Consider the following 20,040-nt stretch of genomic DNA (forward strand, 5'->3'; position numbering starts at 1 on the left):
ACTCTAGCATGGGTTGCATGACCATGGCCCGCGTCGTGACCTTCGCTTTCAATGGCATCGACGCCATCCCCGTGGAGGTTCAGGTCCAGATCGCGCCTGGCCTGCCGGCCTTCAACCTCGTCGGCATGCCGAACAAGGCCGTGGCCGAGAGCCGGGAGCGGGTGCGGGCTGTGTTATCGGCGCTGGGCCTGGCCCTGCCGCCGCGCCGCGTCCTGGTGAACCTCGCCCCGGCCGACCTGCCCAAGGAAGGCACGCATTTCGACCTGCCCATCGCGCTTGCCCTGCTGGCGGCGATGGAGGTCGTGCCCGCCGACGAACTCCAGGGCTTCGCGGCCCTGGGCGAACTGGCGCTGGATGGCGCCCTCACCGCGATTCCCGGCATCCTTCCCGCCGCTCTGGCGGCGGCGGAGGCGGGGCTCGGCCTGGTCTGCCCGGCCTCCCAGGGGCCGGAGGCGGCCTGGGTCTCCTCCGCCGAGATCGTCGCCGCGCCGGACCTGCACCGCCTGATCGCGCATTTCACCGGCCGGCAGCTCCTGCCCGCGCCGAAGCCGCCCCTGCCCGCCCCTTCGCCTGCCGATGCCTCGACCCCCTGCCTGTCCGAGGTGCGGGGGCAGGAAAGTGCCAAGCGGGCACTGGAGATCGCGGCGGCGGGCTTCCACAACCTGCTTTTCATCGGCCCGCCGGGGGCCGGGAAATCCATGCTCGCGGCGCGGCTGCCCGGGCTGCTGCCGGACCTCTCGGCGCAGGAGGCGCTGGAGGTCAGCCTGATCCGCTCCGTGGCCGGGCTGCTGGAAGGCGGCCGCCTCAGCCTGCGCCCGCCCTATCGCGACCCGCACCATTCCGCCTCCCAGGCCGCGCTCACCGGCGGCGGGCCGCGCGGCCGGCCGGGGGAGATCAGCCTGGCCCATCGCGGCGTGCTCTTCCTGGACGAGCTGCCGGAATTCCCGCGCCCGGCGCTGGAGGCGCTGCGCCAGCCGCTGGAAAGCGGCACCGTCTCCATCAGCCGCGCCAGCGCCCATGTCTCCTACCCGGCACGGGTGCAGCTCGTGGCGGCGATGAACCCCTGCCGCTGCGGCTATCTGGGCGAAGGCGGGCGCGAATGCGGCCGGGCGCCCCGCTGCGGCGAGGATTATCGCGGCAAGCTGTCCGGCCCGGTGCTGGACCGGCTGGACATGAGCATCGCCCTGCAGCCGATCCCCGCCGGGGAACTCGCCCGCGCCCCGGCCGGGGAGACCAGCGCCGTGGTGGCCGGCCGGGTGGCGCAGGCCCGCACGATGCAGGCGGAACGCTGGGGCCGCAACGGGCCGCGCACCAATGCGGAGGCCAGCCTGGACCACCTCAAGCCCGCCCTGTCCGCCGAGGCGCTGGTCCTGGCCGAACGCGCGGTGGAACGGCTGCGCCTGTCCAACCGGGGCTTCATCCGGATGCTGCGGGTGGCACGCAGCGTCGCCGACCTCGCCGGCTCCGCCGTGATCGGCCGGCCCCATGTGGCGGAGGCGCTGGCCTACCGCGCGCGCTGAGGCGACGGGGCCACCTCGTTGCGCCGGGCCGGCCAGGGGCGCAGAACCGGGCCGCGCGACCGACATGGAGCCACCGGCCTTGAAGCTGCCCGCACTTCCTTTCACCCCCGTCCACTGGGACGCCCTGCCCGCCACCGAGCACAAGGGCGAGACCGGCACCGCCCTGTGGCGCACGCTGAACAACGGCGACGTGCGGATGCGCGTGGTGGAGTATTCGCCCGGCTATGTGGCGGACCACTGGTGCGACCGTGGCCACATCATCTACGTGCTGGAAGGCACGCTGAGGAGCGAGCTGAAGGACGGCCGCAGCGTCACCCTCACCGCCGGGCATGGCTACACCGTCTCGGATTTCGGCGACGCGCCGCACCGCTCCTCCACGGAAACGGGCGCGAAGCTCTTCATCGTGGACTGAGCCTCAGTCGCCCAGCCGGAAGGCATCGGCGATGCGCCGCATCCGCCTCGCGCCATCCACCAGGATGACGTCGAAGCGGATGCCCGCGCCGCCATGGCCGGGATGCAGGGCGAGCCAGGCCTCCGCCGCGGCCAGCAGCCGCGCGCGCTGCCGGGGCCCAAGGGCCAGCGCCGCGCCGGCGAGATCGGGCCGCGCCTTCACCTCGACAAAGGCGAGCAGCCCCTCCCGCTCGGCGATCAGGTCGATCTCCCCGGCCGGCGTGCGTGCCCGCAGGGCCAGCACCGCCCAGCCCTCGGCCCGCAGCGCCTCCGCCGCCAGGGACTCGGCCGCACGCCCCCGGCTCTCCGCCCGCCTGCGGCCTGCCTTCGGATCGGCGCAATCCTGGCGCAATCTGCCCGCCGCCCCATCTGGGCCGGATCCGTCCCGCTCCGGGGCACCGATCGTCGGAGTCCGCCTCATGCGTCGCCTTGTCCTCTGCCTCGCCCTGTTCATCTCACTGCCGGCGGCGGCGCAGGATAGCGCGGGCGCGCTGCATCCGCAGGCCGGTGTCGCCAGAAGGCACATCGTGGCGGCGGCCCATCCCCTGGCGGCGGAGGCCGGCCTCGCCATGCTGCGCCAGGGCGGCAGCGCGGTGGATGCGGCCATCGCCGTGCAGGCCATGCTCACCCTGGTCGAGCCGCAGTCCTCGGGCATCGGCGGCGGTGCGCTGATGCTGTACCGCGACGCGGCCAGCGGCAGGATCGCCGCCTGGGACGGGCGGGAAACCGCCCCCGCCGCCGCGCAGCCGGGCCTTTTCCTGCGCGACGGCCAGCCGCTGCCCTTCCACGACGCCGTCATGTCCGGCCGCAGCATCGGCGTGCCCGGCGCCATCGCCATGCTGGAGGCCGCACACAAGGAGAATGGCCGCCTGCCCTGGGCCAGGCTCTTCGAGCCCGCGATCAAGGCGGCGCGGGAGGGCTTCCGCGTTTCCGCCCGGCTGGCCGGTGCCATCGCCGACGATGCCGAGCGACTGCGGCGGAACCCCGCGACCCGGAGCTACTTCTTCTCGCCCGCGCCTCTCGCCAATGATCCGGTGCCGCTGCCGGAAGGCACGGTGCGGCGCAACCCGGCCCTGGCCGACACCCTGCAGGCCATCGCCGATGGCGGCGCGGCGGCGCTGCTGCGCGGCCCCATCGCCTCCGACATCGCCGCGGCGGTGCGCAACTATGGCGAGGGCGGGCTGATGACCACCGACGACCTCGCCGGCTACGCGCCGAAGCGGCGGCAGCCGGTCTGCACGCCCTACCGCCTCTACATCGTCTGCGGCTTCCCGCCGCCTTCCTCCGGCGGCGTGGCGGTGGCGCAGATCCTGGGCGTGCTGGAGCACTTCAACCTTTCCGCCCTCGATCCGCGCGGTGCCGAGGCGGCGCACCTGATCGCCGAGGCCGGGCGCCTCGCCTTCGCCGACCGCAACCAGTACCTGGCCGACAGCGATTTCCTGCCCGTGCCGCTGCGCGGTCTGCTGGACCCGGCCTACCTGACCCTGCGGGCGCAGGCGGTGGCACCCGGCCGCGCCATGGCCCAGCCCAGCCCCGGCAATCCCAGCTGGCGCGACCCGAACGAGGTGCCGCTTTCCCCCATGCCGCCCCAGCCGGAGCACGGCACCAGCCAGGTGATCGTGGTGGACGATGCCGGGAACGCCCTGGCCATGACCACGACGGTCGAGGATGCCTTCGGCGCGCGGCTGATGGTGCGCGGCTTCATCCTGAACAACGAGCTGACCGACTTCTCCTTCCGGCCGGAGGTGGATGGCCGCCCGGTGGCCAACCAGGTGCAGGGCGGCAAGCGCCCGCGCTCCTCCATGTCCCCCACGCTGGTCTTCGACCGCCAGGGCCGGCTGGTCGCCGCCGTCGGCTCCGCCGGCGGGGCGCGGATCATCGGCTATGTCGCCCAGGCCCTGCTGGGCATGCTGGACTGGCGGCTCGACCCACAGGCGGCGCTGGCCCTGCCGCATGTCGGCACGCTGGGCGGCGCGGTGGAGCTGGAGGGCGGCACCGCCGCCGCCGGCCTTGCCCCGGCGCTCCAGGCGATGGGCCATACCGTGGATATCCGCGCGATGAATTCGGGCACTCAGGCGATCCGCGTGACGCCGGAGGGCATGGTCGGCGGCGCCGATCCGCGGCGGGAGGGCGTGGCCCTCGGGGACTGAGGGCGCCGCCCTCGCCCGCTGGCACGGTCCGTGCTGACATGCGGCCGATCCGACGCACCGCCCCGGGAGACCGGGGCGGCTTGTCGCCATTCCGCCAGCGGAGATGCCGCCATGTCCTCACGCCGCGGGGCCCTTGCCCTGACCCTGCGCCTCGCCGCCGCCAGCCTGACAAGCGCGGCCACGCTCGCCTCCGCCCCCGCCGCCCAGGCCGACACGACCCTGCGCGTGGTGCTGATCAACGACCTCACCAGCCTCGACCCGGTCTTCTCGCAGGCGGCGGTGGTGCGAAACCACGGCTTCTTCGTCTACGACCAGCTCTTCGCCCTGGACAGCCAGGGCGTGCCGAAGCCGCAGATGGTGGACCGCTACACCGCCTCCGATGACCGCCTGACCTGGCGCTTCACCCTGCGCGACGGTCTCGCCTTCCATGACGGGCAGCCGGTGCGGGCGGCTGACGCGGTGGCCTCGATCAAGCGCTGGGCGCAGCGCGACGTGGTGGGCAAGGCCATGGCCGCCGCCACCGCCTCGCTTGACGCGGTGGACGAGAAGAGCTTCGAGCTGAAGCTCAGCCGGCCCTTCGCCCTGGTGCTGGAAGCGCTGGCCCGCCCGACCGGCTCGGCCCTTTTCGTGATGCCGGAACGCATCGCCCGGGCCCCGGCGAACACCCAGATCACCGATGCCACCGGCTCCGGCCCCTTCATCCTCCGCAAGGAGGAATGGCGCGTCGGCGACCGCACCGTCTATGTCCGCAACCCCGCCTACAGGCCGCGCCCCGAGCCGGCGGACGGGCTGGCCGGGGGCAAGGAGCCCAAGGTGGACCGCATCGAGTGGCTGGCCATGCCCGATGCCGCCGTTGCCGCCAATGCGTTGAGCAACGGCGAGATCGACTTCATCGAGCAGCCGCCGCCGGACCTGATCCCGCAACTGGAACGCAACAGGCAGCTCACCGTGAAGCCGATCAACCCGGTCGGCTACATGGTCTGGCTGCGTCCCAATCACGCGCAGCCGCCCTTCGACAACGAGCGTGCGCGCCAGGCCCTGCTCTTCGCGGTGAGCCAGAAGGACGTGCTGGACGGCATGGGCATCCGCTCCGCCGAGCAGGTGCCCTACTGCCCCGCCTATTTCATGTGCGGCACACCACTGGAGACCGCCGCCGGGGCGCGCGGGCTGAAGGAGCAGGACCTGCCCCGGGCGCGGGAATACCTGCGCCAGGGCGGCTATGACGGTTCGCCCGTGGTCTTCCTGAACTCCACGGAGCAGCCGCTGAACAACGCGGCGACGCTGGTGATGGCGGAGGCCCTCAAGCAGGCGGGCATGAACGTGGACCTGCCTTCCATGGACTGGGGCACGCTGGGCCAGCGCCGCAACAGGAAGGAGGGCTGGAACCTCTTCGTCACCGTCGCCAATGCCTTCGACGCGGGCGATCCGCTGTCCAATTTCTATCTCGCCAGCCCCTGCGACGGCGGGCTGTCCGGCTGGCCCTGCGACAAGGAGCTGGAAACGCTGCGGCATGAGTGGTGGAGCGAGAACGACCCCGCGAAACGCCGCGCGCTGCTCGACCGGGTGCAGGCCCGTGCCTACGAGACGGTGCCCTATGTCAATGCCGGGCAGTTCCGCACCAATGCCGCTTGGCGCGCCAGCCTGACCGGAATCCGGCCCACCACGGTCCCGGTCTTCTGGGGCGTCGAGAAGCACTGAGTTCCGCGAGCGGCGCGCCAACGGCCCCCGCCACGGCGCGCCGCGCAACCGGCTGTCGTCCCCGGCCGTTGGGCAGCACCCTCTGGTGCCGCGGACAACACCCCGGCATTCCTGTGGAGGTCTGCCCGGAACCGGAGCCCCGCCCATGAGCCGCCCCCACCGCATCGCCCTCGCCGCCCTGCTCGGCACATGCCTCGCCCTGCCCGCCTCGGCGGACGAGACCAAGCAGATCGGCTATGTGAACACCGCCGTCACCAATCTCGGCCTCACCCGCTCCCACCGCGTGGTGGTGGAACGCTTCAACGACCCGGACGTGTCCGGCGTGGCCTGCTACATCAGCCAGGCGCGTACGGGCGGCGTGTCCGGCATGGTCGGTCTGGCGGAGGACCCGGCGCGCTTCGGCCTGAACTGTGTCGCCACCGGGCCGGTGCAGGTGACCGACAAGGCCCAGCGTGGTGACCGTGGCGAGAAGGTCTTCGAGAGCAACACCAGCCTGTTCTTCAAGGAGACGCGGGTTCACCGCTTCATCGACGAGGAGCAGGGCGTGGTCGTCTATCTGGCATGGTCCACCAAGCTGGTGGACGGCTCGCCCTACAACGTGGTCGCCGCCGTTCCTTTCCGCTGAGGTCTTCAGGGCGGATTCACGCCTCCGGGCTTGCGCCCTTCGGCGATCCGCTCTGGTCCATCCCTGCCGCAGGCGGCTGGCCGAGCCATTCCTTCAGGATGGTGAAGCCCACGGCCAGCAGCACAGGGCCCAGGAACAGCCCCAGCAGGCCGAAGGCAAAGGCGCCGCCCAGCGCCCCGAGCAGGGTCAGCAACAGGGGCAGGTCGGCGCCGCGCGCGATGAGCCAGGGGCGGATGAAGTTGTCCACCGAGGAGATCCCGCCTGCGCCATAGAGCAGCATGAAGCCACCGGCCCAGGGGCGCCCCTCGACAAAGAGCCAGACCGCCGCCGGGATCCAAACCACCGGCGCGCCGACCGGCAGGATCGAGATGCAGCCCGCCACGACGCCGAGCAGCACCGGCTGCGGCACGCCCACCAGCCAGAGGCCGAAGCCGGTCATCACCCCCTGGGCCACCGCCGTGCCCAGCAGTCCATAGACAACGCCCTGGGTCACATCCCCGGCCAGGAGCACGAGGTGCCGCCCGCGCGCGCCGGCGATCCGCTCCGCCATGCGCTGCACCGCATCCGCCAGCTTCGCGCCGTCCCGGAAGAAGAAGAAGGCCAGCAGGATCGCGATCAGCAGTTCCGCCAGCCCGGACAGGATGCCCAGCACGCCGGAAAGCAGGAGCTGCGCGACGCTGCCGATATAGGGCTGCAGCGTCTGGAAAATCCCTGACAGGTCGGTGCCCAGCCGGTTCACATGGCCCTGCAGCCAGGGGCCGAGCACGGGGATGGCGCCGACCAGGCCGGAGAGGCTCGGCAGGCCGCCTTCCGTGGCCCGGCGCACCATCTGGCGCAGGTTCTCCACATCCGCCCCGCTGGTGGGCGCGGCGAAGAGCAGCGGCAGGCCCAGCACCAGGAACATGGCGCCGACCATGACGACGGCGGCGAGGTTGGCGGAGAGCCCCAGCCTGTCCCGCAGCAGCCGGTAGGCGGGCCATGTGGAGTAGCTGAGGATCGCCGCCCAGAGCAGCGCGGACAGGAAGGGGCGCACCACCAGCAGGCAGCCAGCCAGCAGCGCCAGCAGGGCCAGGGCGCCGATCAGCTGCGCCGGCCGGAAGGAGTCGTCCGGGGTCTCCGGGATTCGTGCCATGTTCTCGGCGTCCAAGGATTCGGGCGCGGTTCCGGTCCCGGGACGGGGTCCCGCCGTGTCGCCTGCCCCGGATACGGGCCAGCTCACGGCCAGACCGATCCATCCGCGCGTTTCCGCTCTAGGCCGGATCGGCGCCAAGGGAAATACGCAGGGGTACGAGGGGACAGGATGCGGGCGGGCTGGGCCGGGCGCCTCGCGCGCCTCCGACGGGGTCGCCGGCGAGATTCCGGCCATCCCTGGCATCCGGAGGCGGGCCGTCCGCCGAATCGAACGCGCCGGAGCGGAAAACGCGCCTCGGAAACCTGACGGACCGCCGGGTTCAGGGTATCGACGCTTCCGGTGCAGCCCCTGCGTTCCGCCTGCCTGTGGCACGTCCATTAAAGATAGTGGAAAGAAGCAGAAAGACGATTTGCATGGCGTGGCCCGAAGCGACGATCGTTGCGACGCATCAAAAAATGTAGATTCCTGTTGATACGCTTCGGGCGCCGCCGCATTTTGCGAGAAATGCTTCGGTTCGGTTATGGGGCTCGACCGACCGGAGGCCAACACGCTTAAATCACGAGGGGTTGCATGCGGTTTGCCGATATCGGGCAGCAATTACGCGCCTACAGGCTCGAATCGGGTCTCCGGGCCGAGGAGATCGCGGCGCGCCTGGGCGTGTCCCGTGCAGCGCTCTATCGCTACGAGAAGGGCGAGGTCATCAAGCTGGACACGATCCGGCGCCTCGCGGAGCTGCTGAAAATCTCGCCACTGTCCCTGCTGGGGATCGGTGTCGAGTATTTCTCCCGGCCCCTCGCCCTTACCGAGCGCCTGCGCCAGATCGAGGAACAGGCCGACCAGCTTCTGCAGGTGGGCGGGGCGCTCTGCGTACAGGTGTCCTCGGACGCGTTGGAGGGGGCGCTGGCCGAGGCCCTGGCGGAGACCGCCGATGCCTCGCCGGAGCGGATGCAGGCCCGTACCACGGCGGAACAGGCGCTCAGCCAGCTCGCCACGCGCAAGCGCCTCTATGCCCAGCGCCGGCCCTCGATCATCGCCATGCTGGGCGAAGGCGCCCTGCGCCGGCTGCTGGAGGATGGCGTGGCCGGCGCCATGCCGCTGTCCGACCGCGTCCGGAACCGCTGCCGCGCGGCGGCCCGCGCCGAGGTGGAGCGCATTGCCGAGCTGATGGAGAGCGAGCCGATGGGCCTGCAGCTCGGCCTGCTGCCAGGCGGCGATCCGGCCGGCACCTTCGTGGTCTTCCGTGACCGCGAGCGCGCCCATCTCTGCGCCAACCCCTTCGCCCCCGACGTCTCGCCCTTCAATGCCGTCGGCGTCGGCATGATCACCGGGGCGGACGAGGCCGTGTCCATCCACCAGCGCGTGGCGGAATCGGTGTGGCGCGACGCGCTCAAGGGCGCCAGCGCGGCGGCCCGTGTGCGGGAGCTGATCCAGAGCCACTCGCGCAACGACTGAAACCCGCGGGGGCGGCACCGTGCCAGCCCCCGCAGTCCTCAGAGATCGAGGCTCGCCTCCAGGACATCGTCCTCCAGCCGGTGCAGGTGGAAGCCGAGCCGGGTCACGAAAGCCTGCATCGGCGTGTTGTCCGCCAGGACCTGGCCCACCACGCGACGGATGCCGGTTTCCTGGCCCCAGTCCAGCACCCGCCGCATCAGGTGGCGGCCCAGCCCCTTGCCCTTCCAGCGTGGCAGCACCACCACGGCGAACTCGGCGCTGTTGCCCTGCCCCTCCCGCGTCAGGCGGGAAACGCCGACGATCCGGTCCACCCCGTCCTCACCCGTCTCGATGGCGACGAAGGCCATCTCCCGGTCATAGTCGATCTGCGTCATGCGGGCGATCTGGGCACGCGGCAGCTCGCGCATGGCGCCAAAGAAGCGCCAGCGGATATCGTCCGGGTCCATATTCCGGAAGGCCTCCGCCTGGGCGGCCGCATCCTCGGGGCGGATCGGGCGGACCATCAGCCGGCGCCCGTCCGGCGCCGTCCAGGGCTCCGCCAGCTCCGCCGGATAGGGCGGGATGGCCAGCATCGCGGCCTCGCCCTCCGCCCGCAGGCGCAGGTCGGCATCCACGGCGATCACGCCCGTGGCGGTGGCGATCAGCGGGTTGATGGTGGCTTCCTTGATCTCCGGGAAATCCACCACCAGGGCCGAAAGCCGCACCAGCGCGTCGGACACCGCCTCGACCTTCACGGCCTCCTGGTCCCGCCAGCCATGCAGGCGGCGCGAGATCCGCGTGCGGCCGATCAGCGCCGTGGCCAGGACGCGGTTCAGCGGCGGCAGGTCCACCGCCTCGTCGGCCTGCAGGTCGGCGGTGGTGCCGCCGGCACCGAAGCCGATCCAGGGGCCGAACATCACCTCGTCGCCCAGGCGCAGGCGCAGCTCCGCGCCGGGCTGCGCCTGCCGCTCAACCAGCAGCCCGTCGATGCGGCAGTCCGGCCGCTCCTGCGCCGCGCGCGTCAGCATGGCGAGGCCCGCGGCCCGCACGCTCTTCACGTCGCGCAGCCCGACCGCGACGCCGCCGATCTCCGTCTTGCGCGGCAGTTCGGCGCTCAGCAGCTTCAGCACCACCGGGAAGCCGAGCTCCATGGCCGCTTTGCCCGCCTCGGTCGGGGTGGCGACCACGCGGCGCGCGATGGTCGGCACGCCATAGGCGTCGAAGACGCCCAGCGCCTCGGCCTCGTTCAGCGACAGCCGGCCCCGCTCCCGCACCGCATCCAGCAGCCGGCGCACCGCCGCGCGGTCCGGCGCGAAGTCGAGCACGTCGCGCGGCGGCAACTCCGCCGCCACATCGCGGTTGCGCCGGTCCTGCGCCAGATGCAGCGCGCCGCGCACCGCCCGTTCCGGCGTGGGAAAGACGGCGATGCCGGAGCGGGCGAGAAAGGAGCGCTGCGGGCTGCCGGTGGCCTGACCCAGCCAGCCCACCAGGATCGGCGCGCCACGGATGCCGCTGAGCCCGGCCATGGCGGCGGCCACGGCGTCGCTGTCCTCCTCCGGATTCGGCGAGTGGATCGCCACCACCGAGCCCACCTCCGGCAGCGTGGCGATCATCGCCGCCACCTCCGCCAGCCGGTGCCCCTCGCCATGCGGCAGGACCAGCGGGTTGCCACCATGCCAGCGCGGCGGCAGGGCGAGGTTCAGCATCGGCCAGGCGGCCTCCGGGATCTCCGCCAGCCGCCCGCCGCGCCGGAGCGCCGAATCGGTCGCCATCTGGCCGGTGGCGAGGCCGTTGGAGATCACGGCGATCCGGTCCGCCTCCGCCCCGCTGCGCAGCGAGGAGACCCGGACGCGCGACAGCGTTTCGGCGGCGGCGAGGAGCTCCGCCAGATCCGCCACCCGGAGCACCCCGGCGCGGCGCAGCGCCGCCTCCATCACCGCGTCCGCTCCGCCCAGCGCCTCGCGCGAGGCGCTGCCGGGCCGGATCGCCACCACCGGCCGGGTGCGCGCCGTGGCACGGGCGGCGGAGATGAACTGCCGCCGGTTCTTGATCCGCCGCAGGTCCAGCAGCACGGCATTGGTGGCCGCGTCGCGCGCCAGCCAGTCCAGCGCGCCGGCGAAGCCGTAATCCGCGTTGCCGCCGATGCCCGCGATCAGGCTGAAGCCGAAGCCCTGGGCTTCGGCATAGTCCAGGATCGCCCGGGCCAAGGCCGAGGACTGGCAGAGCAGCGCCAGCTTCCCTGGCCGGGGCACGAGATGCGACAGCGTGGCGTTAAGGCCCAGCGGCGGCACCGCCAGCCCGAAGGAACGCTGCCCCAGCGCCCGCACGCCGCTGTCGCGCGCGAGGGCGGCGAGGTCGGGGGCGGCGACCGGCACCACCGCCGCGTGGCAGCCCCGGGCGGCCAGGGCGGCGAAGGCGGCGGGCTGGGCCTCCGGCGGCAGGGAGATCACGGCGAGGTCCGGCGCCTCCTCCAGAGCGTCGAGGTTCGGCGCCTCCTCCAGCCCGTCCCAGCGGAAGCCGATCGTGTGCAACGCTCCCTTAAACTGCCCGGCGACCAGGTTGCGGGCCAGGATCGCGGTCTCCGGCAGGGCGGGATCGCCCAGGAAGGCCACGCGCCTGGGCGCGAAAAGGGAGGCGGCCCGGAAACCGGGCCGGAGGCTGGGGGAGTGGAAAGGGGTCATCGCCGCCTCAGGGTGGTGATTTCCAGGCGATGCGGCAATCTTGCTTTCAGGCTTCCCCGTCAATGCCCATTGGCGGGGGCATGAGAAGGAAGGGCCGTGCCGATGCCGCAGGACTCGCGCTGGGATCCGGAGATGCTTCGCTTCACCCGCGCGATGGAGGCCGCCGCGCTGTCCGATCCAATCCCGGACATCACCCGGGACACGGCGCGCCACCTCGCCGCCGGACGGGCGCGGACCGAGGCGCTGAACCTGCCGCTCGCGGCCGGGGGCCATGCCATGGCGGAAAGCCGCGACCTGCGGCTCGACCTGTCCTCCGGCCCGCTGTCCTGCCGCCTGCACCGCCCGCATGTGGAAGGCGGACGTGGAGCCGCCCTGCCGGTAATGGTGAACCTGCATGGCGGCGGCTGGGTCTGGAACAGCGTGGACACGCATGACCGCCTGTTCCGCGCCTATGCCCAGGCCGCCGGCTGCGCCGTGCTGGCGCCGGACTATGCCCTGTCGCCCGAGGCCGCATTCCCCATCGCGCTGGAACAGGTGGCCGGGGTGGTGCGCCATGTGGCGGCCCATGGCGCCTCGCTGGGGCTGGACCCGGCGCGCATCGTGCTGGGCGGCGATTCGGCCGGGGCCAACCTGGCCCTCGCGGCCGCGCTGCTGCTGCGGGAGACCGATCCGGGGCTGGCGCTGCGCGGGCTGCTGCTCGCCTATGGCTGCTACGATGCCCGCTGCGATACGGAGAGCCAGCGCGAGTTCGCCGAGGGCTTCGGCCTGACGCGGGAGCGGATGGCGCTGTTCTGGCGCCTCTACGCGCCGGAGGAGGAGGCGCGGATGAGCCCCCTCGCCTCGCCGCTCCTCGCCGATCTCCGTGGCCTGCCCCCGGCCCTGCTGCAGGTCGCGGAGCTGGACGTGCTGCGCGACGACAGCCTGGCCCTGGCCGGGCGGATGCGGGAGGCCGGGGTGGAGGTGCTGTCGCGCCTCTTTCCCGGCACGGTGCACGGCTTCCTGCGCGCCCAGGGCCGGGTCGGCGCCGCCGACGAGGCGGTGGCGGAAGCGGGACGCTGGCTGCGGGAAAGGCTCGGCTGAGTCCCCCTTCCCGCCGCCCGGCGCCTCAGCCCTTGGCGGAAAGCGCCCGCCTCGCCGCCTCGGCGAGGTAGCTGCTGGCCACCGGCAGCACGCGGTCGTCGAAATCGTAGTGCGGGTTGTGCAGCTCCCGCCCGCCCTCGGCCGGGCCGTTGCCGATCCAGACGAAGGCACCCGGCACCTTCTGCAGGAAGGCGCTGAAATCCTCCCCCGTCATGGCGGGGCCCACGTCCCGGCGCAGCGGCGCCACGGCCCCGGCGGCCCCGGCGGCCAGCTCGCGCTCCGCCGGGTGGTTGATCGTGGCATCGACCCCGGCCAGCACCCGCACCTCGGCCCGCACACCGAAGCTCGCCTCCAGGCCGGCGGCGATGGCCTCCAGCCGCTCGATCATCAGCCGGCCGACCTCGTCGTCGATGAAGCGGATGGTGCCGTCCAGCACCACCTCCGCCGCGATCTGGTTCGAGGCCTCGCCGCCATGAATCGTGGTCAGGCTGCACACCGCCGTCTTCATCGGGTCCACCGAGCGCGCCACGATGGACTGCACGGCGGTGATGGCGTGGCCGGCGGCGAGGATCGGGTCGCGCGTCAGGTGCGGCAGGGCGGCATGACCGGCATGGCCGCGGATGACGATGTTGAAACGCCGGCCGGCCGCCATGACCGCGCTGTCATGGACGGCGATGGTGCCCACCGGCAGGCCCGGCCAGTTGTGCCAGCCGAAGATCCGGTCCATGGGGAAACGCTCGAAGAGACCGTCCGCCACCATGGAGCGGGCACCACCCCCGCCCTCCTCGGCGGGCTGGAAGACCAGATGGACCGTGCCCGACCAGCTCTCGTCCCGGAGCAGCAGAGCCGCCGCGCCGAGCAGCGCCACCGTATGGCCGTCATGGCCGCAGGCATGCATCACGCCCGGCCGCGTCGAGGCCCAGGGCAGGTCGGCCGCGGCCTCCTGGATCGGCAGCGCGTCCATGTCGGCGCGCAGGCCGACCGAGCGGTTGCCGCCGCCGCGCCGCAGGGTGGCAACCAGCCCGTGCCCGCCGATGGCCTCGGCGATCTCGGTCACGCCAAGCTCGCGCAGACGTGCGGCCACATACGCCGCCGTAGGTCCCTCATCCAGGGTAGGGGCAGGGTTGGCGTGCAGGTGGCGGCGCCAACCGGTCAGGGTTTCGACGAGTTCCGGGTTCATGGTTTCGGGGGATAGCCCTTTCATTGCCGATGCTCCATCGCCTTCCGGCATTGCTTGCCTCTTTCACCTTCGTGGTCGCGATGCCCGCGGAGATCTCACTGGCCCAAGGGGGCAGCCAGGCAGGCGGCCCGGCGGGGGCGGCCTCCCCCCCTTCAGCCCAGCCCGGCGCCCCGGCCGCCGGCACCGGGGCGGCGGACCAGGGCGCGGGTGACGAGGCCACTGTCCCCTATGAGACCGAGTTCCGCCCGACCGGAAGCTCCGAGGTCGATTCCGCGATCTCGTCCATCTCCGCCCTGAAGCGGCTGCAGGGCGTCGCCCCCACCTCGGCCGAGGGGCTGGTCGCCCGCGCCTTGCAGGAACAGGGGCTGGTCACGCGCGCGCTGCGGGCGGAAGGCTTCTATGGCGGGCGCCCGGTGGTGCTGATCGACGGGCAGCCGCCGGAAACGCCGCAGCTCGCCGCGCGGCTGGCCGGCCGCAAGGAGCCGGTGAAGGTGGCCGTCGGCGCCGAGCCGGGCGAGCGCTTCCGGATCGGGCTGCTCCGGGTCGCGCCGGAAGACCCCGGCCGCGACCTGGCCGCCGCCGGGGAGATCACCGGCCTCGCCAAAGGCGATCCCGCGCGGGCCGAGGACGTGATCTCGGCCGGCGACCGGCTGGTCACCTCGTTGCGCGATGCCGGCTATCCCTTCGCCTCCATCCCCCGGCGGGAGGTGACGGTCGATTTCGACACGCATCTCATGGAGGTGGTCTATCACCTCCAGCCCGGGCCGCAGGCGCGCTTCGCCACGCCGGAGGTGGAGGGCGCGACCCGCGTCAGCCCGCGCATGCTCAACGCCGTGGCCGGGCAGCTCACCGACAGGGAGTACAGCCCGCAGACCTTGTCCCGGGTGCGGCGGGACCTCGTGGATCTCGGCGTCTTCGGCATGGTGCGGGCGCAGGAAGGCACGGCGCTGGACGGCAGCGGGCGCCTGCCGGTCACCTTCCTGGTCTCCGAGCGGCCGCGCCGCGCCCTGGGCGTCACCGGCGCCTACGAGACCCGCAACGGCCCGACCGCGACGGTGTACTGGGAGCACCGGAACCTCTTTGGCGGCGCCGAGCGGCTACGCCTGGAAGGCTCGGTCGGCCGGACCTCGCAGAGCAGCTCCGGCAACAGCTTCAACGCCCGGGTGGGCGCCAATCTCCGCTCGCCCTGGATCTTCGGGCGCAACATGACGCTGGTGATCGACACGGCGGCGATCCGCGAGCGGCTGCTCGCCTATGACCGCGACGCCGTCACCGGGGCCGTGTCGGTCGAGACCAAGCCCGATCCGCGCCTGACCCTGGCGGGCGGCGTGATCGGCGAGTTCGGCAAGACCAAGGAATACGGTGCGAGCAAGCGCGACTACCAGCTCGTGGGCCTGCTCGGCACCGCCTTCTGGGACGATACGGACAGCCTGCTCGACCCCTCGCGCGGCCTGCGGCTGAACGGGCTGGTTTCGCCGATCTATGCCATCAATGGCGGGCAGACCTTTGTGCGGATGCGCGGCACCGCCAGTGCCTACCACGACCTCACCAGCGACAAGGGCACGATCCTGGCAGGACGAATCTCCGTCGGCAGCATTCTCGGCACCTCCTCCTATTTCGACGTGCCGCCGCATATGCGCTTCTACGCGGGCGGCGGCGGCTCGGTGCGCGGCTACGACTTCCAGCGCATCGGACCGCGCCGCAGCAACGACACGCCGACCGGGGGCCTGTCGGTGGTCGAGGCCAGCCTGGAGGTGCGGCAGCGCATCGCGGGCGCCTGGGGCATGGCCGCCTTCGTCGATGGCGGCAGCGTGCAGGAGGACAGCGCGCCCGGCTTCAGCAACCTGGCCTTCGGCGCCGGCCTGGGCGTGCGCTACGCCACCGCCATCGGCCCGATCCGCGCCGACGTGGCCTTCCCGCTGAAGAAGCTGCCGGGCGATTCCGGCTACGGCCTCTATATCGGCATCGGGCAGGCCTTCTGATGCGGCGCGCGCTGAAGTGGGCCGGCATCCTGCTGCTGGTCCTGATCCTCCTCCCCGTCGTCGTGGTCGGCGGCGTGCTGGTCTTCGCCAATACCTCGCCCGGGCAGGCGATGATCGCCCGGCTGGCCGGGCAGTACGTGCCCGGCCTGACCATCGAGGGGCTGCATGGCGGCCTGCCCTTCGGCCCGCGCATCGACCGGATCGCCATGGCCGATGCCAAGGGCACCTACCTGACCATCGAGAACGCCTCGCTGGACATGGATCTCGGTGCCCTGCTGCACCGGGAGGTCCGCATCCGCCGCCTCCATGCCAGCCGCCTGGATTTCGAGCGCGTGCCGGAAAGCACCGCCCCGGCGCCGGAGCCGCAGCCCAGCGAGGGCGGCAGCCTGATCCCCTCCCTGCCCCAGCTTCCCGTCGGCCTTGCGCTGGAGGCGCTGGAGGTCGAGCGGCTGGAGATCGGGCAGGCGGTGGCCGGGATGCCCGCGGCGCTGAACCTGCAGGCGGGCGGGCGGCTGGGTGAGGACGGCGCCTTCCTCGGCGTGAAGGCGCGGCGGCTGGACATGCCCGGCGCGCTGGATGCCGATGTCGCCCTGGCCCCCGGGCAGCGGGTGAAGCTGAACCTGTCCTATGACGAGCCCGCGGGCGGCATGGTGGCCGGGCTGCTCGGCCTGCCCCCTGCCCCCGGCAGCGCCCGGATCACCCTGGACGGTCCGGCCGAGGGCGCCGCGCTGACGCTGCGCGCCGCCATCGGCGATGCGCTGAAGGCCCAGGCGGACGGCACGCTGGCCCTGCCGGCGACCGGCGGCCTGGGCCTGGTGGCCAGGGGCAATGTCCAGGCCCCCGGCCTGCTGCCCGCTCCGGTCACCGGCGGCGACTTCGCCGTGGACCTGCGGCCCGAGGGCGCCGGCCTGCGGCTGAACAGCTTCCTCGTTTCCGCCGCGCCGGGCCGCGTGGAAGGCAGCGGCTATGTCGGCGACAACAGCGACCTGACAGTCAAGGCGGAGCTCGGCCGTTCCGAGGCATTGGGCGGCCTGCTGCCCCAAGGGATGGGCTGGGACGGCATCACGCTGAACGCCCATGTCACCGGCTCCACCAGCGCCCCGGGCATCGAGGCACAAGGCGTGGTGCGCCAGCCACGCATCCCGCAGGCGCCGCCGACCCTGGTGGGCGACGCCATCCGGCTGGACCTCAAGGGCGACGGCGAGCGCATCGAACGCCTGACCGTGGCGGGCGCCGGGCTGAACCTGGAGGCCTCGGGCCGCTACCGCGACACGCTCGACCTCGCGCTGAAGGCGCGCATGGGCGATGCGAAGGCGCTGGGCGACCTGCTGCCGGCCAGCATCGGCTGGGGGGCGCTGGAACTCGACGGCACCGTCACCGGCACGCAGCAGGACCCGATGGTGGAGGCGAAGCTGGTGATGCGCGACCCGCGCCTGCCGGAACCGGCGCCGGGGCTGCTCGGCAAGGAGCCCGTGCTGACCCTGCGCGGCGACCTGAGGCGGATCGAGCAACTGGAGCTGACCGGGGCAGGCCTCACCGCCACGGCCTCCGGCTCCTACCGGGACCCGCTGGACCTGACGGCGCAGATCCGCCTCGCCAATGCCGAGGCCACCGGCCAGCCGGTGCGCGGGCGGATGCAGGCCGACCTGCATGTGGGTGGCACCCTCGCCGCCCCCACCGTACAGGCCAAGGTGAACAGCCCCGAGCTGATCGCGCAAGGCCACAAGCTGGAGAACCTCCAGCTCGATGCCGATCTTGCCCGCCTCTCCCCTCCGACCGGCTCCGCGAAGCTGAGCGGCCGGCTGGACGGACAGCCGCTGAGCCTCGACGCGGCCTCCGCGCTGAACGAGCAGGTCCTGCGCATCGAGCGCCTCGCCGCAGTCCTCGGCCCACTGCGCCTGGACGGCGGCGGCAACTTCGACATCGCGAAGCTGCTCTTCGACGGGCAGGTGAAGCTGGAGGCCCGCGACCTCACGCCGCTCTCCGGCATCGCCGGCATACCGCTTGCCGGCGGTCTGAACCTGGAGGCCCGGGGTGTCCCGGATGCCCGCGGCGTACAGACGGTGAAGGCCGACCTGCGGCTGAACCGGCTGACCGCCGCCGGAACGCCGGTCGATGGCACGGTGAAGGCCGAGGGCGCGCTCGACGCGCTGAACCTCCAGGCCCAGATCGCCGCCCTCGACGCCCGGCTCAACACCCGCGCCAGGATCGATGCGGTGAGCGCGGACCGCACGGTGAACCTCGCTGCGCTGGACGTGACGCGGGGGCAGATGGGCATCCGCCTGACCGCGCCCGCCACGGTGACGCTGCGGCAGGATGGCGGCATCCGGATCGGCGACATGGCGCTGGCGGCCCGGCCGGGCGGCACGCTGCGCCTGGGCGGACAATGGGGACCGCAGCAGGCCGACCTGCGCGCCACCATCGCCAACCTGCCGGTGGCCATGGCCAATCTCTTCGTGCCCGATCCGCGCCTCGCCGGCACGGTGAACGGCGATGTCCGCGTGACCGGCGCCACCGCCGCGCCGAACATCGACGGCGAGATCCGCGCCACCGGGCTCCGGGCCGACGCGCCCTATGCCACAGGCCTGCCGCCCGCCAACCTGACGGTGAACGCGAAGATGCGCGGCCAGGCGATCGAGGCGGTCGCCAACCTCGTGGCCGGCAGCGCCGTGCGGGCAACGCTGGAGGCCCGGCTGCCGCAGGGCGCGGCGGCGAACGCGCCGGTCCAGGCCAGCCTGCGTGGCAATGCCAATCTCGGCACGCTGGCGGGCCCGCTGCTGGCGGCGGGCGCCAACCGGGCGACCGGACAGCTCACCATCGACGCCCGCGCTGCCGGCACCGTCTCCGCCCCGCAGCTCAGCGGCGGCGCGACGCTGAGCAACGGCAGCTTCCGCAACCTCGAATACGGGGCGGCGCTGCGCAACATCGCGGCGCGCATCACGGCGCAGGGCGACCGTATCGTGCTGGAGAGCCTGACCGCCAGCGGCACCAGGGGCACGCTGAGCGCCCAGGGCGAGGCCCGGCCCTTCGCGCCGGGCCAGCCGTTGCGCATCGCCCTGACCAGCCAGGGGTTGCAGCCGGTGACCAGCGACCTCTTCACCGGGCTGTTCAACACCGACCTGCTGCTGGATGGCGGGCTCGCCTCCGGCCTGCGCGCCTCCGGGCGCATCGAAATCCCCGAGGCCACGCTCGGCATCCCCACCGGCCTGCCCGGCAGCGTGGCGGATCTGGGCGATGTGCGGGAGGTCGGGCGCGGTGCCCCGGTGCCCAGGCGCGCCCGGGCCGCATCCGCCACCCCGGCCGCCGCGAGCCAGCCCGACCCGCAGGCGGCACCGATCGCGCTCGACATCAACGTGGTGATCCCCGGCCGCTTCTACGTGCGCGGCCGTGGACTGGACGCGGAGATGGAGGGCAACCTCAAGGTCGGCGGCACCGCCTCGGCGCCGAACATCACCGGCTCGCTCAACATGGTGCGCGGCACCTTCACCCTGATCGACCGCCGCCTGAGCTTCTCGCGCGGCAACCTCGCCTTCAGCGGCGGCGTGATGCCGGACCTGGACTTCCTGGCCACCACCACGGTCCAGTCCACCACCATCAACGTGGCGATCTCGGGCAAGCCGACGGCGCCGAAGGTGGAGTTCACCTCCTCCCCCGAACTGCCGCAGGACGAGGTCCTGGCGCGGCTGCTCTTCGCGCGCCCGACCAGCCAGCTCTCGCCCTTCCAGATCGCCCAGATCGCCCAGGCCCTGGCGGGCGCGACCGGGGCGCTGGGCAGCGATTCCGACGGCGGCTTCTTCGGCCGCATCGCGAAGCGACTGGGCCTGGACCGGCTGGGCGTGGACTCCACCTCTTCCGGCGAACTCGGCGTCAAGGCGGGCGGCTATGTGGCGGACGGCGTCTATGTGAACGTCGATCCGGGAGCCACGACGGGCCAGCCGCGCGTCGGGGTGGAGGTCGAGCTGACCCCGCGCCTGAAGCTCAAGAGCACCACCGGCACGGACGGCCAGAGCGCGGGACTGTCCTACGAATACGAATACTGACGGCGCGGGACAGGGGGCCGGGCAGGCGACCGCACGGCCCCCCCCTTTGCCGTTTGCAGTCCGGTGGAATA

The 20,040-nt window shown here is 72.7% G+C and carries 13 protein-coding genes; 9 read left to right on the plus strand and 4 right to left on the minus strand.

The window, feature by feature from the left end; genetic code table 11:
• Positions 1 to 17 precede the first annotated feature (17 nt).
• Both CTJ15_RS09365 and CTJ15_RS09370 read left to right on the plus strand, forming a co-directional pair.
• Positions 18 to 1,520: a YifB family Mg chelatase-like AAA ATPase gene (locus CTJ15_RS09365; protein WP_075822045.1), complete on the plus strand. Its 1,503-nt coding sequence runs from the start codon at positions 18 to 20 to the stop codon at positions 1,518 to 1,520.
• A gap of 79 nt (positions 1,521 to 1,599) precedes the next feature.
• The gene (locus CTJ15_RS09370; RefSeq protein ID WP_019459914.1) at positions 1,600 to 1,932 is read left to right on the plus strand and encodes a DHCW motif cupin fold protein; all 333 of its coding nucleotides are present in this window, start codon (positions 1,600 to 1,602) and stop codon (positions 1,930 to 1,932) included.
• Between the two features lie 3 nt (positions 1,933 to 1,935).
• Here the strand turns inward: CTJ15_RS09370 and CTJ15_RS09375 are convergent, their stop codons facing one another.
• Positions 1,936 to 2,322, minus strand: coding sequence for a YraN family protein (locus CTJ15_RS09375; protein ID WP_075822044.1), 387 nt, complete (start codon positions 2,320 to 2,322; stop codon positions 1,936 to 1,938).
• Positions 2,323 to 2,389: 67 nt separating this feature from the next.
• Here CTJ15_RS09375 and ggt point away from each other — a divergent pair, with 67 nt between their 5' ends.
• From ggt to CTJ15_RS09390, 3 genes are all read left to right on the plus strand, one after another.
• A complete protein-coding gene (ggt, locus tag CTJ15_RS09380) occupies positions 2,390 to 4,120 on the plus strand; it encodes a gamma-glutamyltransferase (protein ID WP_075822043.1) in 1,731 nt (576 codons plus the stop codon).
• A gap of 111 nt (positions 4,121 to 4,231) precedes the next feature.
• Entirely contained in the window at positions 4,232 to 5,818 is a 1,587-nt protein-coding gene (locus CTJ15_RS09385; RefSeq protein WP_075822042.1) for an ABC transporter substrate-binding protein, read from the plus strand.
• A 145-nt stretch (positions 5,819 to 5,963) separates the two neighbouring features.
• Positions 5,964 to 6,443, plus strand: coding sequence for a CreA family protein (locus CTJ15_RS09390; protein WP_019459918.1), 480 nt, complete (start codon positions 5,964 to 5,966; stop codon positions 6,441 to 6,443).
• A gap of 16 nt (positions 6,444 to 6,459) precedes the next feature.
• Here the strand turns inward: CTJ15_RS09390 and CTJ15_RS09395 are convergent, their stop codons facing one another.
• Entirely contained in the window at positions 6,460 to 7,575 is a 1,116-nt protein-coding gene (locus CTJ15_RS09395; protein ID WP_075822046.1) for an AI-2E family transporter, read from the minus strand.
• A gap of 570 nt (positions 7,576 to 8,145) precedes the next feature.
• Here CTJ15_RS09395 and CTJ15_RS09400 point away from each other — a divergent pair.
• Positions 8,146 to 9,027, plus strand: coding sequence for a helix-turn-helix domain-containing protein (locus CTJ15_RS09400; RefSeq protein ID WP_019459920.1), 882 nt, complete (start codon positions 8,146 to 8,148; stop codon positions 9,025 to 9,027).
• A 38-nt stretch (positions 9,028 to 9,065) separates the two neighbouring features.
• Here the strand turns inward: CTJ15_RS09400 and CTJ15_RS09405 are convergent, their stop codons facing one another.
• A complete protein-coding gene (locus CTJ15_RS09405) occupies positions 9,066 to 11,687 on the minus strand; it encodes a bifunctional acetate--CoA ligase family protein/GNAT family N-acetyltransferase (RefSeq protein WP_099781507.1) in 2,622 nt (873 codons plus the stop codon).
• 102 nt (positions 11,688 to 11,789) lie between these two features.
• Here CTJ15_RS09405 and CTJ15_RS09410 point away from each other — a divergent pair, with 102 nt between their 5' ends.
• Positions 11,790 to 12,767: an alpha/beta hydrolase gene (locus CTJ15_RS09410; protein ID WP_058390468.1), complete on the plus strand. Its 978-nt coding sequence runs from the start codon at positions 11,790 to 11,792 to the stop codon at positions 12,765 to 12,767.
• Between the two features lie 25 nt (positions 12,768 to 12,792).
• Here the strand turns inward: CTJ15_RS09410 and CTJ15_RS09415 are convergent, their stop codons facing one another.
• On the minus strand, positions 12,793 to 13,947 hold the full coding sequence (locus tag CTJ15_RS09415; protein ID WP_075822040.1) for an amidohydrolase: 1,155 nt from the start codon (positions 13,945 to 13,947) through the stop codon (positions 12,793 to 12,795).
• An 80-nt stretch (positions 13,948 to 14,027) separates the two neighbouring features.
• Here CTJ15_RS09415 and CTJ15_RS09420 point away from each other — a divergent pair, with 80 nt between their 5' ends.
• Positions 14,028 to 15,929: an autotransporter assembly complex family protein gene (locus tag CTJ15_RS09420; RefSeq protein ID WP_226946148.1), complete on the plus strand. Its 1,902-nt coding sequence runs from the start codon at positions 14,028 to 14,030 to the stop codon at positions 15,927 to 15,929.
• Complete coding sequence (locus CTJ15_RS09425) at positions 15,929 to 19,969, plus strand: translocation/assembly module TamB domain-containing protein (protein ID WP_099781509.1); 4,041 nt, start codon at positions 15,929 to 15,931, stop codon at positions 19,967 to 19,969. The genes CTJ15_RS09420 and CTJ15_RS09425 overlap by 1 nt, the downstream gene beginning before the upstream one ends.
• Positions 19,970 to 20,040 lie beyond the last annotated feature (71 nt).

It is taken from the genome of Roseomonas sp. FDAARGOS_362 (assembly GCF_002754815.1).
GTDB lineage: Bacteria > Pseudomonadota > Alphaproteobacteria > Acetobacterales > Acetobacteraceae > Roseomonas > Roseomonas mucosa.